This window comes from Caballeronia sp. INML3B (assembly GCF_023631305.1).
Lineage (GTDB): Bacteria > Pseudomonadota > Gammaproteobacteria > Burkholderiales > Burkholderiaceae > Caballeronia > Caballeronia turbans.
This window is the reverse complement of record NZ_JALQDI010000004.1, coordinates 13,344-27,452: the sequence shown is the minus strand read 5'-3', so window position 1 is coordinate 27,452 and position 14,109 is coordinate 13,344. Positions and strand designations below refer to the sequence as shown.

Annotated in this window: 17 protein-coding genes; 6 read left to right on the top strand and 11 right to left on the bottom strand. The window is 63.3% G+C overall.

What is annotated here, in order from left to right:
• Nucleotides 1-301 (top strand): hypothetical protein (locus NCS58_RS04810; protein ID WP_250537996.1); only part of this gene is annotated, 301 nt, incomplete at its 5' end.
• 308 nt (nt 302-609) lie between these two features.
• Nucleotides 610-1,062, top strand: a complete 453-nt coding sequence (locus NCS58_RS04805) for a PA2169 family four-helix-bundle protein (RefSeq protein WP_061120612.1) — start codon at nt 610-612, stop codon at nt 1,060-1,062.
• Between the two features lie 95 nt (nt 1,063-1,157).
• On the opposite strand, the gene NCS58_RS04800 is transcribed toward NCS58_RS04805, so the two are convergent.
• Nucleotides 1,158-1,391: a hypothetical protein gene (locus NCS58_RS04800; RefSeq protein ID WP_061120613.1), complete on the bottom strand. Its 234-nt coding sequence runs from the start codon at nt 1,389-1,391 to the stop codon at nt 1,158-1,160.
• A 323-nt stretch (nt 1,392-1,714) separates the two neighbouring features.
• The gene (locus tag NCS58_RS04795; RefSeq protein ID WP_061120614.1) at nt 1,715-2,056 is read right to left on the bottom strand and encodes a BON domain-containing protein; all 342 of its coding nucleotides are present in this window, start codon (nt 2,054-2,056) and stop codon (nt 1,715-1,717) included.
• 448 nt (nt 2,057-2,504) lie between these two features.
• On the opposite strand from NCS58_RS04795, the gene NCS58_RS04790 reads away from it, so the two are divergent.
• Entirely contained in the window at nt 2,505-3,992 is a 1,488-nt protein-coding gene (locus NCS58_RS04790; RefSeq protein WP_250537995.1) for an RNA polymerase factor sigma-54, read from the top strand.
• Between the two features lie 126 nt (nt 3,993-4,118).
• Here NCS58_RS04790 and NCS58_RS04785 read toward each other — a convergent pair whose 3' ends face one another.
• From NCS58_RS04785 to NCS58_RS04745, 9 genes are all read right to left on the bottom strand, one after another.
• Nucleotides 4,119-5,030 (bottom strand): YihY/virulence factor BrkB family protein, encoded by a 912-nt coding sequence (locus NCS58_RS04785; RefSeq protein WP_061120616.1) that lies wholly within the window; start codon nt 5,028-5,030, stop codon nt 4,119-4,121.
• 128 nt (nt 5,031-5,158) lie between these two features.
• Nucleotides 5,159-5,506 carry a hypothetical protein gene (locus NCS58_RS04780; protein ID WP_061120617.1) on the bottom strand — a complete coding sequence of 116 codons (348 nt, stop codon included), beginning with the start codon at nt 5,504-5,506 and terminating at the stop codon, nt 5,159-5,161.
• 131 nt (nt 5,507-5,637) lie between these two features.
• Nucleotides 5,638-7,092 carry an alpha,alpha-trehalose-phosphate synthase (UDP-forming) gene (gene otsA / locus NCS58_RS04775; protein WP_250537994.1) on the bottom strand — a complete coding sequence of 485 codons (1,455 nt, stop codon included), beginning with the start codon at nt 7,090-7,092 and terminating at the stop codon, nt 5,638-5,640.
• A 190-nt stretch (nt 7,093-7,282) separates the two neighbouring features.
• A complete protein-coding gene (locus NCS58_RS04770) occupies nt 7,283-7,519 on the bottom strand; it encodes a hypothetical protein (protein WP_061120620.1) in 237 nt (78 codons plus the stop codon).
• A 224-nt stretch (nt 7,520-7,743) separates the two neighbouring features.
• Nucleotides 7,744-7,962 carry a hypothetical protein gene (locus NCS58_RS04765; RefSeq protein ID WP_250537993.1) on the bottom strand — a complete coding sequence of 73 codons (219 nt, stop codon included), beginning with the start codon at nt 7,960-7,962 and terminating at the stop codon, nt 7,744-7,746.
• Nucleotides 7,963-8,182: 220 nt separating this feature from the next.
• Complete coding sequence (locus tag NCS58_RS04760) at nt 8,183-9,586, bottom strand: sigma-54 dependent transcriptional regulator (protein WP_061120622.1); 1,404 nt, start codon at nt 9,584-9,586, stop codon at nt 8,183-8,185.
• Between the two features lie 354 nt (nt 9,587-9,940).
• Nucleotides 9,941-10,177, bottom strand: coding sequence for a hypothetical protein (locus NCS58_RS04755; protein ID WP_061120623.1), 237 nt, complete (start codon nt 10,175-10,177; stop codon nt 9,941-9,943).
• An 85-nt stretch (nt 10,178-10,262) separates the two neighbouring features.
• Complete coding sequence (locus NCS58_RS04750; RefSeq protein WP_061120624.1) at nt 10,263-10,580, bottom strand: YqjD family protein; 318 nt, start codon at nt 10,578-10,580, stop codon at nt 10,263-10,265.
• A gap of 51 nt (nt 10,581-10,631) precedes the next feature.
• Nucleotides 10,632-10,988 carry a hypothetical protein gene (locus NCS58_RS04745; RefSeq protein ID WP_250537992.1) on the bottom strand — a complete coding sequence of 119 codons (357 nt, stop codon included), beginning with the start codon at nt 10,986-10,988 and terminating at the stop codon, nt 10,632-10,634.
• Between the two features lie 584 nt (nt 10,989-11,572).
• Here NCS58_RS04745 and NCS58_RS04740 point away from each other — a divergent pair.
• The 3 genes from NCS58_RS04740 to NCS58_RS04730 all read left to right on the top strand — a co-directional run bounded on the left by NCS58_RS04740 (nt 11,573) and on the right by NCS58_RS04730 (nt 14,005).
• Nucleotides 11,573-12,640: a sigma-54-dependent Fis family transcriptional regulator gene (locus NCS58_RS04740; protein WP_061120625.1), complete on the top strand. Its 1,068-nt coding sequence runs from the start codon at nt 11,573-11,575 to the stop codon at nt 12,638-12,640.
• A gap of 289 nt (nt 12,641-12,929) precedes the next feature.
• Entirely contained in the window at nt 12,930-13,484 is a 555-nt protein-coding gene (locus NCS58_RS04735; RefSeq protein ID WP_061120626.1) for a hypothetical protein, read from the top strand.
• A complete protein-coding gene (locus NCS58_RS04730) occupies nt 13,481-14,005 on the top strand; it encodes a hypothetical protein (protein WP_061120646.1) in 525 nt (174 codons plus the stop codon). The genes NCS58_RS04735 and NCS58_RS04730 overlap by 4 nt, the downstream gene beginning before the upstream one ends.
• Nucleotides 14,006-14,109: the final 104 nt, after the last annotated feature.

Sequence of the window (14,109 nt, the reverse complement as noted above, 5' to 3'; positions counted from 1 at the left end):
GTGCTTCGATCAGATAAGTGAGGTGGTCGGCAAGCATCGCACCGGAAAGTTAACAGCCCGGCGCTCCGTTTACAACCACTTCTCACCCCATAAACAAAAATGCCGTTCAGCGCTAACTGAACGGCATTACCGCTTCCCGCGGGCGTTTGTGCTGATGCGTTTGCGCCGAACGCGTCACACCCACGACGCGTGCGTCCGATCCGGCCGCCTGTTCGCACGCACGCCGCAAGCGGCAGGCAAAACGCGCGCCTTGCCGGTGCGCGCGGCGGGCGCTTCGCAGAGCGGTCCATATTCCAGGTGAGATGCCTGCGCCGGTTGCGCGTGCATGTCGATAACGCGCTCACGGATGTGCAAGGTCAGCGCGGATGCCGCGACAGCGACGAGGGTAAGGAACTCGCGATGTGCGAGTCGATTGAGGAATTTCACTGTGTTCTCTCCCATTGCCGTGGTCTGCGCGTCTAACCCATGCGCGCTGTTTGCCGTGTCGGGAGCAAATCACGTGCCCCTGAACACGAAGCGCGGGCACGCTGCGTGCGCAATGACTCGGCGAGCCGCGTCCCGCAGGGAGGCTGCGCAGTGGCAAATATCGAAACTAAAAGGAGGTGTTATATGAGCACGAACGTCGTATCGGTACTCAACGATCTCGTCGAAACCTCGAAGGACGGGGAAAAGGGTTTTCTCAAGGCCGCCGAGGATACGCGCGATCCGAGCCTCAAGCTGCTGTTTCAGAATCGCGCGCAGAAGTGCGCCGAAGGCGCGCGCGAGTTACAGGATGTCGTCGCGCGTCTGGGCGGTAAGCCCGAAACAGGCGGCTCGATGGCCGGCGCGCTGCATCGCGGCTGGGTCGATGTAAAGTCGGCCGTGACCGGCCACAGCGACCACGCGATTCTCGCCGAATGCGAGCGTGGCGAAGATGCCGCGAAGAAGAACTACCGCGAGGCGCTGGATAAGGATTTGCCTGCCGATATCCGCCAGATCGTCGAGCGTCAGTATCAGGGCGTGGTCGAAAATCACGACCGCATCCGCGATCTGCGCGATCAATACGCAGCCGCGAAGTCCTGAAGCATCGACGTAGCAGCGGCCCGATGACGAAAGGGCCGCAGAAAGACAAACGGCCGCGATGCGGCCGTTTTTTCGTCGAGCGTCGGGCCGACGCGTTACTGCGGCTGACCCTTGTCGTTGGTGCCGAGCGCCGAAGCCGCCGCCGCTGCCGACGCGCCCTTCAGCTTGTGCGCCTTGTCCTGCTGATGCAGATAGGTGCCCTTCTGCTTCTTCGCGTGGGTGCCGGCGTCCGCGCCGGTCGTGGCCGCATCGGAAGCTGCCTGCGCGAATGCCGCCGTCGAGAATGCCAGCGCGAGCGCGCCGATCAATGCCATCTTTTTCGTCTTCATGAAGAGCTCCTTTTTGCCGGGGCCTCTGAATGCCGGGCTACTGCGCATTCGAGAGCCGCCTGTGCAAGTACGGTCCTGAACGGTCGTACTCGTTTTTAAGTTTCGAAGTGCTGCGAGGTGATGCGCACTGCGTGAAGCGTCATGCGTGAACTGCGACTGAAGCATCGGGCGATGCGACGCGACCCCATGCCCCCATGCGAGAACCCGCGCTTCGTCCGATTCTTCGCCTGATTGTGGCGAATCGTCGAACCCCGCGCGGGTTCCGTACTACTGGCACTCAACCGCGGCCCGCCGTGGCGAAGCCGGGCATACGAACTATGCCATTACTTGGCGGCAATTTTAAGATGGTTCTTCACGGAAGCAACACCCGAAACGTTCGAGACGACTTCTTCGGCGGCGGTCTTGTCCTCTGCCGAAGGCACCGTGCCCGTCAGCGACACCACGCCCCCATGCGTCTTGACGTGGATATGCGTGGACTTGACGTTCTTCGCGCCGAGCAATTCGGCCTTGACCTTGGTGGTGATGGCGCTGTCATCGACCTTCTGGCCCATCGACGTGCCGGAACCGCTTGTCGACGACGCCGCATTCGTTTGTGCGCCGACGTTGAGTGCGAACACCACACATGCGATACCGCCGGCTGCCTTAAGGATTTGAGTCGTCTTCATGGCAATACTCCCATTTTTTCGATTTTGGTCTGGCGCCCCGTTCGCCTTTGCGCGAGGCGGCTCTTCGATTACGTCCGCGCCCGTAGCACGCGGATCGTGAGCCTTGTGCCGCAACTTGCGTGCCGGATCACATCACCGCGCTCACAAACTTCTCCTGAGGTGCGCTGAACGGACCGTGCAGCAAGGCGTTCGTGCGTGCGCGAACAAATCTTCGACGGTCGAAGAACCGTCTGGCGCAACGCATCTCTCGCGGCCGCAAACCCGCGGTGCTTTTGTCTGAGCGCGTGTAAAAACTGCGTGAAAGAAGGCTCCTGATTGCTTCGCAAACGTGTAGCGGACGGCCAAAAACGTAGTCGCAACGCGAGCTTGCGGAACGTTGGCACGGCCATTGCTTTAATGGTTCGCAAACCTGCCCATTACGTATAGAACAATCGAGGATTAGCAAGCAATGCCGCCTACACTCGAACTCCGCGCGAAGCAAACGCTCGCGCTCACGCCGCGTCTGCAGCAGTCAGTCCGTCTCCTGCAACTTTCGTCACTGGAGTTCCAGCAAGAACTGCGCAACGCGCTCGATACCAATCCGTTCCTCGAATACGACGAGTCACAGACCGAAGACAACGCGCTCGGCGCCGACAACGGCAGTTCGATGGGAGAATCGGCGCTCTCGTCGACCGCCACCAGCGACACCACCGAGGCGCCGCTCGCGCCCGAAGCAAGCATGGAAAGCGAGCAAAGCGCCGATGCCGGCTCGCGCGAAGATTCGATGAGCGAATTCTCATCCGATCCCTTCGGCCGCGGCTCGCGCAATGGCAGCGACGGCGAAGGCTCCGATCCCGCCGACTGGGTGCGCATCGAGCCGTCGCTGCATGAAACGCTCCACGACGCGTTGCGCCTCTATCAGCTGAACGAGCGCGATCGCGCGATTGCGCAACTCATCATCGAAGCGCTCGACGACGACGGCTATCTGCGCCAGGAATTGAGCGAGCTCGCCAATGTCGTGGAAATCGAGCCCGCGCTGCACGAGGATGAACTCAATATCGCGCTCAAGCTCGTGCAGTCGCTCGACAAGCCGGGCGTCGGCGCGCGCAATCTCTCCGAATGCCTCGCGCTGCAGCTCGAAGCGCTCGAAGAGGACACGCCGGGCCGTGCGGTTGCGCTCGAGATCGTCACGCATCATCTGGAGCGTCTCGCGCGGCGCGAGCAGGCCGAACTGCAAAAAAAGATCGGCTGCAGCGCGGATGAACTGCGCATCGCGTGCGCGCTCGTGCGCCGCCTCGATCCGAAGCCGGGCGAGAACTACGGCCAGAGCGAGGACAACTACGTGGTGCCCGACGTTATCGTGCGTCAGGTGAAGAAGCAATGGGTCGTGATGATCAACCCGGCCGTGCTGCCGCGCGCGCGCATCCATCGCATGTATGCAGAGCTTTTCGCGCAATCGGCCGGCGCGAGCCGCTCGCCGCTCGCGCAGCAATTGCAGGAAGCGCGCTGGCTGATCCGCAACGCGCAGCAGCGTTTCACGACGATCCAGCGCGTCGCCGAATGCATCGTCTCGCATCAGAAGGCGTTCTTCGACTACGGTGAGATCGCGCTCAAGCCGCTCGTGCTGCGCGATGTCGCCGATGAACTCGGTTTGCACGAATCGACCATCTCGCGCGCGACCGGCAACAAGTATATGGCCACGCCGCGCGGCATCTTCGAGTTCAAGCACTTCTTCCCGCGCGAACTGAGCACGGAAAGCGGCGGCACCTGCTCGGCTGCGGCGGTGCGCGCGCTGCTCAAGGAAATGATCTCGAAGGAGAACACGCGCGATCCGCTGTCCGATGTGAGTCTCGCGAAGATGCTCGCGGATCAGGGCGTGATCGTCGCCCGCCGCACGGTGGCGAAGTATCGCCATCTGATGAAGGTGCCGCCCGCCGAACTGCGCCGTCAGGCGTGATGCGGCGCGCGCGTCATCGGTTCTCACGCTCTCAAGCGTTCGGCGACGACCCGGTCAAGCGAGGCGCCTGAGCGACACGAGCGTAATCGCGGGCCGTCCGCTTTCGGACGGCCTTTTTTTGTCCGGTCAGCGCCAGCCCGACGCGCGATGCGTGCGCTTTCTCGCCGCCGTCGCCGCGAGCTCGGCGCCGAGCAGAAAGACCGCGGCCGAGTAGTAGAGCCACATGAGGATGATCGCGAGCGATCCGGCCGCGCCGAACATGTTCGCCGTGCCCGCGTGCGCGAGATAGAACGCGAAAAGGCGCTTGCCGCCTTCGAAGAGCAGCGCGGCGGCGGCGGCGCCGAGCGCGGCATCGCACCAGCGCATGCGCGTCGTCGGCAGGAACTTGAGCAGTACCGTGAAGGCGATCATCAGCACACCGAGCGATATCGCGCGCCGCGTGAGGCCCGACAGGACGATGAACGGGCTGCCGTCGCCGAGTACCCAATGCCCGAGTATCTCGACGAGCGCATCGAGCACGAGCAGCACCGCGACGAGCAGCCCCGAACCGACCACCAGCCCGAACGACATCAGCCGCACGCGCAGCAGCGTGACGATGCTCTCGCGCGTGCTCACCGCAGGCGTCGGCCAGATGACGTTGAGCGCGCTGTGCAGCGAGGAGAACGTCGCCGACGCGCCGATCAGCACGCCCGCGACAGAGAGAATCGCCGTGCTGCGCGCGATGTCGGCGTGCCACGCGTTCGCGACGATCGCCTCCAGCGTGCGGGCGGCGTCCACGCCCACGACACCGCTGATCTCGGCGAAGAGCCGCCCTTGCACGGCATCGGCGCCGAAGAAGACGCTCGCCACCGCGATCACGATGACGAGCGTCGGCGCAAGCGAAAACGCCGCGAAGAACGCGATCGCCGCCGAGAACATCAGGCAGTGATCCTGCGACCATTGCGTGATCGGATCGACGACCCACGAAAGCCAGCCGAAACGCGACGTGCGGCCCGAGGCGACGGGCGCGGATTGAGGGGCGGAGACGTCCTGGTCCATCGGCGGGGAGCGTGAGCGCGGCTTGAAGTGTCAATCGACGATGTTAGCGCCGCGCTGCGAACCGTGTGTAAAAAACGGCGCGCTCCGTCGGAAGCGCGCCGCTTTCGTGTTGCGCTCTGCATTACGTGTCAGGGCTGGTCGGCGGCCGGGTCGGCGTCTTCGTCGGCGAGACTGCGGGTTTCATCCTCGACTTCGTCGGGGAGGATATCGGAGTCGGCCTCCAGATTGTTGTCGCCGTCCGCCGACGCGCTTTCGCCAGTGCCGAAGCGGTCCGTATCGCTGGCTAGCTCCGCCTTGGACTGGCCGAGCGCGTGCGCGTCCAGCTCATCTTCGATGTCGCCGGGATAGCGCTTTTCGCCCTGCACGTCCGACCCACTGTCCGACGAGTCGCTCGGGCCGAGTGCTCCGGTGCCGTGCCCCTTGCCGTATTCCGCGCCGTCGTCTTCGGGCGGGTTCAATGTGCTTCCACTCATCATGACCTCCTTCGATCGTGTCCGTGATGAATCCGCAAATCCCGTTCCGCGACCGTTCCGGAGCGACGCATGAAAAACCCCGCGCTTCTTTCGAGGCGCGGGGCTCTGAGTGCGTGACGACGTTCAGTACGGATTCAGGCCTTCGCCGCCGGACGCCTGGCTTCGGCTGCGCCCTGCTTCACCGTCTTGACGGTCTTTTCGGTAACGGACGTCGCGGTGGCGACACTGCGCAAATCCGACATGAACGAATCGCGCCATACCGAAAGGTTGTTCTCGCGCAGCGGCGCCATCATGTCGGTGTGACGCGCCTGACGCTCGGCGAGCGGCATCGACAACGCACGCTCCAGCGCTTCGGACATCTGAGACAAATCGAACGGATTGACGACGAGCGCGCCCGGCAATTGATCTGCCGCGCCCGCGAACTGCGACAGGACGAGCGCGCCCGGATCGGCCGGATCCTGTGACGCGACATACTCCTTCGCGACGAGATTCATGCCGTCGCGCAGCGGCGTCACATAGCCGACCTGCGAGAGACGGAATAGCGCCATCAGCAGATTGCGCTCGTATTTGCGGTTGAGATACTGGATCGGCGTCCAGTCGAGCTGGGCGAATCGTCCGTTGATGCGGCCCGCCTCGCCTTCGAGATTCTGGCGGATGCGCTGGTAGGTCTGCACGTCCGAGCGCGTCGGCGGCGCGATCTGCACGAGCGACACGCGGCCATGCCAGCCCGGCGCGTTCAGCAGAAGCCGCTCGAACGCCTGAAAGCGCTCGACGAGACCCTTCGAATAGTCGAGGCGGTCGACGCTCATGATGAGCTTGCGCCCGTGCATGCTGTCGCGCAGGCTTTTCACCTGCTTGCGGTTCGCGAACTGCTCGGCGGCCTTCGCGATCGCATCCGGATAAATGCCGATCGGATAGGCACCCACTTTCAGCATGCGGCCGAATGCCTGCAGCATGCCGTCGTCCTCGTTGAAGTGGCCGCGACTCGTGCGCTCCACATAATCGATGAACGACTGCTTGTCGCTGTCCGTCTGAAAGCCCACGACGTCGTACTGGCACATCGCCGCAATCAGTTCCTCGTGCGGCGGCACGGTGCGCATCATCTCCGGCACCGGAAACGGAATGTGCAGGAAGAAGCCGATAGGATTCGCGACGCCGAGCTTTCTCAACTCCTGCGCGAACGGAAGCATGTGATAGTCGTGCACCCAGATGATGTCATCGGGCTTGAGCATCGTCTTCAGCTTCGCGGCGAGGCTGGCGTTGACGCGCATATAACCCGCGTATTCCTCGCGATCGAAGCGCGACAGGTCATTGCGGTAGTGGAACGTCGGCCACAACGTGGCGTTCGAGAAACCTCGGTAGTACTGGTCGTAATCGCGGCGTGTGAGTCCGACGGTCGCGTAAGTCACCTTGCCGCCCTTCTCCACGACAGGCGCGCCCGACTCGCCGACGATCTCGCCGCTCCACCCGAACCACACGCCCCCAGTCTCCTTGAGCGCGTCGAGAACGCCGATCGCGAGGCCGCCTGCGCTGGGCTTGCCCTCCTGGATCGGTGCGACGCGATTCGATACCACGATCAATCTGCTCATTACAGCATCACCTCATCAGTTGTCGTTGCATGCTCGAATTGGCGATCAAGGGTATGCAAAAGCTGTGCCTTTTTGTCGGCCTTTGTGAATGAAAATTTGTATGAGGATGTTACGGACGAACGAAAATACGCGGCGAACGCGGCCGCGTGTAGATTTTTATTCTTGCGCCGGGTGCTCCCGCCGGCTGCAATCACGCGTCCTGCTCGGAACCCAGATCGCGCTGATAGTCGATGCCCTCGCGGCGCACGCCGCCCTGGTTATGCTCGCCATCGGGCGGCGCGCCAGGCGCGGGGCGGTTCTGACCGGCGGGATCGTGATCGGCGGGCGGCGCGGATGCGCCCTGCGTGCCGACAGCCTTGGCGGCTTCGGCGCGCGCTTCACGCTTGGACGAGTGACGCGCTGAGCGTCGGAGTGCGGGATGCCTCATGATGCCTCCAGAGAAGAAGGCCGTCGCGATAGTGACGTCGGCGGCGCCGGACCGATGCGCTCCGAGAAGCGCGGCTTCAGAAAAAGCGACCGGCGACAGCCTGTGTCGCCGGTCATTATTGCGCCATCCGTTGTAATCCCTACGCTGCGGATGGAAACTTATTCAAACCTTGCACGAATTCTGGGCATTGTCCAACGTCTGCATTCCAGCGTCTTTCTCTGCTGCTAGTACACGTGCGGCGTATCGCCAGGCCCCGGCGGCGGATCGCCGATCGGCTGCGACGGCGGCTCGGGCGGCTCGCGCGTCGGGTCCGGATTCGTGTCAGGCGGAATCGGCGTGGGCGGCGGCTGATCGGGCGGCGTCACAGGCGGATCCGGCGGCTGCGGCGTCTGTGCCTCGATACGGGCACCATCGGAAGCGCGATTGGACGGGCTGTATGACATGGCGGGCTCCTTGCGGTCTTGTGATCGTACTTTCGCCATCCGTCGGCGCCTGCGCGCCACGCGCGGATGTCACTCGACCGACAGCAAGGGGCATGCCCTTCGTTAGCGTCCGTTGCGCTTCTTCCGTCCCATTATCGGCGTAGAAAACGCGCCTGCCAATGAAAAACGCCTGCGCTTTTTAAAAGCCGCAGGCGTTGTTTTGTCTAAAGATAAGCGAAGTTCAGGAATTTTCGCTGTCGGACTCGTTAATATCGCCACCCTCGCCGACCGCTGCCTTGTTCGCGTCCTCGCCATACTCGACGAGCCGGTTATAGAGCGTTTTGAGGCTGATCCCGAGGATCTCGGCGGCGCGCGTCTTCACGCCGCCGCACTGGTCGAGCGTCGCGAGGATGAGCTGCCGGTCAGCTTGCGCGAGCGAAGTGCCGAAAGGAATAGTCACCGCCGTGCCGGCCGATGGTTTTGACAGCGAAATCTGCAACGGCACGGTCGCCGTGCTGTCCGAATCCGACCCCGACATGATGTAGGCGCGCTGCACGTAGTTCTTCAACTCACGGACGTTGCCCGGCCAGTTGTATGAGGCCAGCATCTCGCGCATGGCGGGCGGGAACGCCTTCTTCGTGTTGTAGCGGGAGTTCAGTTCGTCGAGGAACGCCTGCCCGAGCAGATCGACGTCCTTGCCCCGCTCGCGCAACGGCGGCAGGTTGATCGGAAACACGTTCAGGCGGTGATAGAGATCGAGGCGCAGCTTGCCTTCGAGCACCGCCTGCTCGGGATCGCGGTTGGTCGCGGCGATGAGGCGCACGTCGGTCTCGAGCTCCTTGGTCGTGCCGACGCGCATGAACATGCCCGTCTCCAGCACGCGCAGCAGCTTCACCTGAAGCTCGATCGGCATCTCGGTGATTTCATCGAGGAACAGCGTGCCGCCGTTCGCGCGCTCGAAATAACCCTTGTGCTGACGATCCGCGCCCGTGAACGAGCCGCGCTCGTGGCCGAACATTTCCGATTCGATCAGGTTCGGCGAGATCGCCCCGCAGTTCACGGCGATGAACGAATGCTTGCGACGCAAGCTGAGTTCGTGAAGCGTCTGCGCGGCGACTTCCTTGCCAGTGCCCGATTCGCCGATCAGCAGCACGGACGCGGCCGTCGGCGCGACACGGCCGATCTGGTCGTACACGGTTTGCATTGCGGGCGAGTTGCCGAGCATCAGACCGAAGCGGCCCATGCGGCGCAGTTCGCCACGCAAGGTGCCGATTTCCGCCTTCAGGTCGCCGGCGCGCGGCAGGCGCGAGAGGATGGCCTTCACGCGCTGCATGTTGATCGGTTTGACGAGGTAGTCGGTGGCGCCCATCTTGAGCGCGCTGACGGCGGATTCCACCGTCGCGTGACCGGTTATCACGATCACCTCGACACCCGAACGCGGGTCCAGATCTTCGAAAAGATCGACGCCCGTGCCGTCGGGCAGTTTGAGGTCGGTGAACACGACATCCGGCGTCTGACGCACAAGCTGAATGCGCGCCTCGCGCAAATCGCCGGCGGTGGCCGTCGTCAATCCGTCTTCGCCGATGATCGCGGCTAGCGCCTCGCGGGTACTGGGATCGTCATCGACAATCAATACGTGTGGCATTGCGTCTCGAATTCTTCCAAAGCGTTTTCAGGGTCACACGCCGTGGCGGCGTGGTCTTCTCCGTGCGGCAGGGTCGCCGCGCGGGCCGGTGCGATTCGCGATGAGAGCCGATTAAAAGTAATCGGCGCGACGCAAGATGCGCAAAAGATAGAATAATTTCCGATTATCCAAACGCCTGGTTCAATCCAGCGTAAGTTTTTCCATTAGACAACTTATGGCCGGAGTTTCACTGATTATAAGCGTTTATCATGATAAAAACGCACGCCAGAGCAGCGTGCGTTTGATTAGTCGCACCATTAATAACCGTCAATGGCTCGATTATTCGGCTCGCGTGAGCTGCGGCTCCGAAGCCTGTCAGCTCCGTGGAAAATTCCACGCATCGGCGGTGCCGCCGACGACGCCGTGGCCGTTCACCGCTTGGGCGTGAGTGCCGGTCGCCGGGGTGAGCACCTTACCGCCCTCGTCTTCCCAGCGGTTTATCTCGCGCGCCGTGCGCCGTCCGGCCGCGTCCTGCGACTGCACCCACTTCCACGCGAGAACGCTGCCGACGGCGAACAGCGCGCCGAAAATTCCAATCGAAGGACGTGCCATTTGTGTTCTCTCCATTGTCAAGAATTCGCCGTCGCGTTGAAACGCGGCGCCGCAATTCGGCGCTTCCCGGCGAATACGCCGCGAATCAGCGCGAAACCAGAAGTCCCACCAGAAAGCCGACGCCCGCGGCAATGCCGAGCGACTGCCACGGATTGTCCTTCACATATTTCTCAGTGCAATCGACGCCCGCGCGATAGCGGCTTTGCGCACTCGCCTGTGCATCCTCGAGCGCGTTACGCGCCGAATCGACGTGATCGCGCAGACGCGAACGGAGCGCCTCGACGCCCTCGCCCGGCAGCGTCGCCGACAATCGCAGCAACTCCTCCGAATCGTTCAGGAGCACCTTGATGTCTTCAATGATCTTTTGCTTGCCCAACGCAAGCTGGACAGTCGTCTGACTCATGGAATGTAGGCCTCGCGCAATTGGGATGTGTATGAGTAGGCCGAAGCTCGATCAGCGTGTTTCGGCGACCGGAAGGCGGCTCACGGGAAGGCGCGCGTCTGTTTCGAGACGGGCGCGCAGGCTGCGCACGACGCCGCTTGCCATCAACGCGCCGCCCATTGCGCCGAACACGAAACTGGTCACGTTCGCTGCGCGCGCCAGCGCCGGCGTGCCTGCCGCATAGCCTAGCACCGCGCACATCAGCGCGGTGACGAGCGCGACGGCGGCCCAGTGATAGATGTCGATCGGCTCGCCGGGCACGAGTTCCTGACCATCGCTGCCGCCCGCTTGCGCACGCCGCGTGCGGATCGGCCGCTTGGGGATCGTGCGCTCGTGAGCGGCACCGTCGAAACTAAAGAAGTCTTCCATGATGCTTTTGCCTCTCTCGCCTATCCTCGTGTGTGCGCCCACGATGCCAAGGTCGTGGCGAACTTTCGAATAAGAATCACGATGACCCAAGCGAACGCAGCTTTCGTGCCAGTGACGGCGTACTGGAGTACGACCCGCGCCTGCGCCGCGAAGTGTCAGCGAATCGGGTAACAATTACGCTGTGCGCTTGTAATTTCTCAGTGCGTAAAGGAGAACCTTTCCGCAAGCGCTCCGGACGCGCTGCCCATTCAGACAAAATGCGCGGCCGGTCGGCCGGCACATTGCCGCAAGGTCGTTGCGAATGGTTAAATAGCGTTTATGAGATAGGTTCGCCTGTAAGCAATCGGCGTTGCGCAGACACGCGATGCAGGCGCCCCGGCACCGACGCACCACGAGGAAGAGCGGCTCACGGCTGACGTGAGCACGACGGGCAGCGCGCACGGGCGCGTGATATGCCGATGCGCGCGGTCACCCACGGTTGCGCCGCTCGCGCGCCGCACTGCGCCACGCCGGCTGCGACCGGCGCCGCCCGCGCAGGCCGCCGCCCGACCACCACATACGCAGAACTGGAACGATCAGGACACATGGCGTCAACCGAACTGGATCCGCCGCCCGCAGCGGTCGGCGATACACCCGCGCAAAGAAAGCGCAACACGGGGGAAGTGCCGGGCTTGAAGTCCTATGGACTGCTCTATGGCTCGTCGCCCGTGATGCTGGAGTTGTATGCGCAAATCGAGCGCGTCGCCGCGACCGATGCGACGGCGCTCATCATCGGCGAGTCGGGTACCGGCAAGGAACTCGTCGCCCGGACGATTCACGACCATAGCGCGCGCAAGGACGCGCCGTTCATCGCGGTGAACTGCGGCGCGATTCCCGACAATCTGATCGAAGCCGAGCTTTTCGGTCACGAGAAAGGCAGCTTCACGGGTGCGGTGCAGGGGCGCATCGGCTATTTCGAGCACGCGAATGGCGGCACGCTCTTTCTCGACGAAGTCACCGAGATGTCGCCCGTGCGGCAAGTGAAACTGCTGCGCGCGCTCGAGACGGGCACGTTCTTTCGTGTGGGCGGCAACGATCTCATCAGCTCCGATGTACGCGTGATCGCGGCGACCAATCGCGATCCCATCGTCGCCGTGAAGGAAAATGGCTTGCGCGAGGATCTGATGTATCGCCTCGCGGTATTCCCGTTGCGCGCGCCGCCGCTGCGCGAGCGCGATTCGGACCGCGAACTGCTTGCACAATATTTCCTCTCGGAAATGAACGCGCAGGAAGGCACGAGCAAGGTCTTCAGCAAGCGCGCACTCGACGTGCTGCGCACCTATTCGTGGCCGGGCAACGTGCGCGAGCTGAAGAACACGGTCTATCGCGCGTTCATCCTCGCGGAGAAGACGGTGGAGATCGCGCATCCACACCTTGCCTCGCGCGTGAAGAAGCCCGTCACGCAGGGCGACGCGATGAACGTCTGGGTAGGCACGCCGCTCGCCGATGCGCAGAAGCAGATCATCCTCGGCACGCTCAAGCATTGCGGTGGCGACAAGCGGCGTGCGGCAAAGGCGCTCGGCGTGAGCCTCAAGACCTTGTATAACCGCCTCGGCGCATACGAAAACGAAGACTCCGAAGGCAGTGACACGGCCACCGGCGGCGAAAGCTGAGCAGCCTTTCGGCTTACATCTGCATGACTCCCGAAGCGGGCGCGCATGGCCGCGCTCGCTTCTTTTTGTTCGCGACGCTGCGCCGATCGAAACGTGCTCGCGTCGCTTGCAATTTCTTGCAATTTTCCCGAAGCGGTAATTAGAAGCATGCTTCAAAATGCGCGAAGCCCGCGCATCGTGGCGTGTTTGCGTTGCCGGGCGGCGGCTTGAGGGCGAGACCTCAAGGAGATTCGAGCCAAGCGAACCCCGATGGCAAGCGTCGGGACACGGGTAGACGAAGGAAAGCAACATGCAGATCAGGGTCCATCGGCGCGGCCCGCGCGCCGCCGCGCTCGCCGCGGTCATCTCGGGCGTCATCGCTTGCGTGAGCCTCAGTGGATGCAACTCGCTCTATAGCGAAGGCGCGACGGCAGGCGCCGGTATCGCGGGCGCGGCGGTGGCGAATAGCGTCACCAGCAACGCCGCGGTGGCAACAGGCATCGGCCTGGGCGCGGTCGCCGCGGCGCGCGCGGGCGTGCAGTACACGCAGCGCGTCATTCACACCAACACACAGGATCAGATCGCTACAGCCGCCGGGCCGCTGGCGGTCGGCGCGGTCGCGCCGTGGAAGGCGGTGCACTCGGTGCCGATCGAAGAAGACGAGAAAGGCCGCGTGACAGTGAGCCGCACGATCAGCAGCGGCGTGCTCGACTGCAAGGAGATCGTGTTCTCGGTCGATCGGGACGCGACGAAGGATCGCGCCGCGGACAGTGCGTTCTATGTCGCGTCGGTATGCCGTGACGGCGACAAGTGGAAGTGGGCGTCGGCGGAGCCCGCTACACCGCGCTGGGGCTCGCTGCAATGACGCTGTCTCTCGACGTATCTCTGGCGCTGCGTCTCGGGCTGATCGCGGCGGGTGCGGCCGCTTGCGTGACGATGAGCGGCTGCGCGTCGATCGGCGCCGCGGCCGGCGCGACCGCCGGCATCGCGACGGGCGCGTTCACGACGAATCCGGCCATCGGGCTCGGCGTGGGCATCGCGGTGCAGGCCGCCACCGACGAGGCGGTCAAGCACATCACCAAATCGCTGCATGAGGATCAGCAGGTCATGATCGCGGTGACAGCGGGCGTGTCGCAGATCGGCGAGACGCGGCCATGGAAGGTCAAGCACACCTTGCCGGTCGAGAACGGCCACGGCGAAGTGCGTGTGCTGCGCGAATTCAGCAGTGCGCTCGCGACGTGCAAGGAATTCGCATTCTCGGTCGTCGATGGCGACGATGCGAAAGCGCCCGCCGAATGGTTCATCGCTACGGCATGCCAGCAGCCGAGCGGTTGGAAATGGGCGTCGGCGGAGCCTGCGGTCGAGCGTTGGGGGAACTTGCAGTAGCTTCCTGGATGGTCTACCGAAGAGCGCGGTTCCCTTGCGGACACCGCGCTTTTTTCATGACTTCAGCCGTTGGCCATCGCTTCCGGCGCGGCGCGTGCGAGGAA

Bases quoted from the DNA above. Each gene is read 5' to 3' on its own strand.
- NCS58_RS04740 (WP_061120625.1), top strand. From the start codon at position 11,573: ATGGCGTCAACCGAACTGGATCCGCCGCCCGCAGCGGTCGGCGATACA.
- NCS58_RS04755 (WP_061120623.1), bottom strand. From the start codon at position 10,177: ATGGCACGTCCTTCGATTGGAATTTTCGGCGCGCTGTTCGCCGTCGGC.
- NCS58_RS04735 (WP_061120626.1), top strand. From the start codon at position 12,930: ATGCAGATCAGGGTCCATCGGCGCGGCCCGCGCGCCGCCGCGCTCGCC.
- NCS58_RS04780 (WP_061120617.1), bottom strand. From the start codon at position 5,506: ATGATGAGTGGAAGCACATTGAACCCGCCCGAAGACGACGGCGCGGAA.
- NCS58_RS04765 (WP_250537993.1), bottom strand. From the start codon at position 7,962: ATGTCATACAGCCCGTCCAATCGCGCTTCCGATGGTGCCCGTATCGAG.
- NCS58_RS04770 (WP_061120620.1), bottom strand. From the start codon at position 7,519: ATGAGGCATCCCGCACTCCGACGCTCAGCGCGTCACTCGTCCAAGCGT.
- NCS58_RS04730 (WP_061120646.1), top strand. From the start codon at position 13,481: ATGACGCTGTCTCTCGACGTATCTCTGGCGCTGCGTCTCGGGCTGATC.
- NCS58_RS04790 (WP_250537995.1), top strand. From the start codon at position 2,505: ATGCCGCCTACACTCGAACTCCGCGCGAAGCAAACGCTCGCGCTCACG.
- NCS58_RS04760 (WP_061120622.1), bottom strand. From the start codon at position 9,586: ATGCCACACGTATTGATTGTCGATGACGATCCCAGTACCCGCGAGGCG.
- NCS58_RS04785 (WP_061120616.1), bottom strand. From the start codon at position 5,030: ATGGACCAGGACGTCTCCGCCCCTCAATCCGCGCCCGTCGCCTCGGGC.
- NCS58_RS04800 (WP_061120613.1), bottom strand. From the start codon at position 1,391: ATGAAGACGAAAAAGATGGCATTGATCGGCGCGCTCGCGCTGGCATTC.
- NCS58_RS04795 (WP_061120614.1), bottom strand. From the start codon at position 2,056: ATGAAGACGACTCAAATCCTTAAGGCAGCCGGCGGTATCGCATGTGTG.
- NCS58_RS04805 (WP_061120612.1), top strand. From the start codon at position 610: ATGAGCACGAACGTCGTATCGGTACTCAACGATCTCGTCGAAACCTCG.
- otsA (WP_250537994.1), bottom strand. From the start codon at position 7,092: ATGAGCAGATTGATCGTGGTATCGAATCGCGTCGCACCGATCCAGGAG.
- NCS58_RS04745 (WP_250537992.1), bottom strand. From the start codon at position 10,988: ATGGAAGACTTCTTTAGTTTCGACGGTGCCGCTCACGAGCGCACGATC.
- NCS58_RS04750 (WP_061120624.1), bottom strand. From the start codon at position 10,580: ATGAGTCAGACGACTGTCCAGCTTGCGTTGGGCAAGCAAAAGATCATT.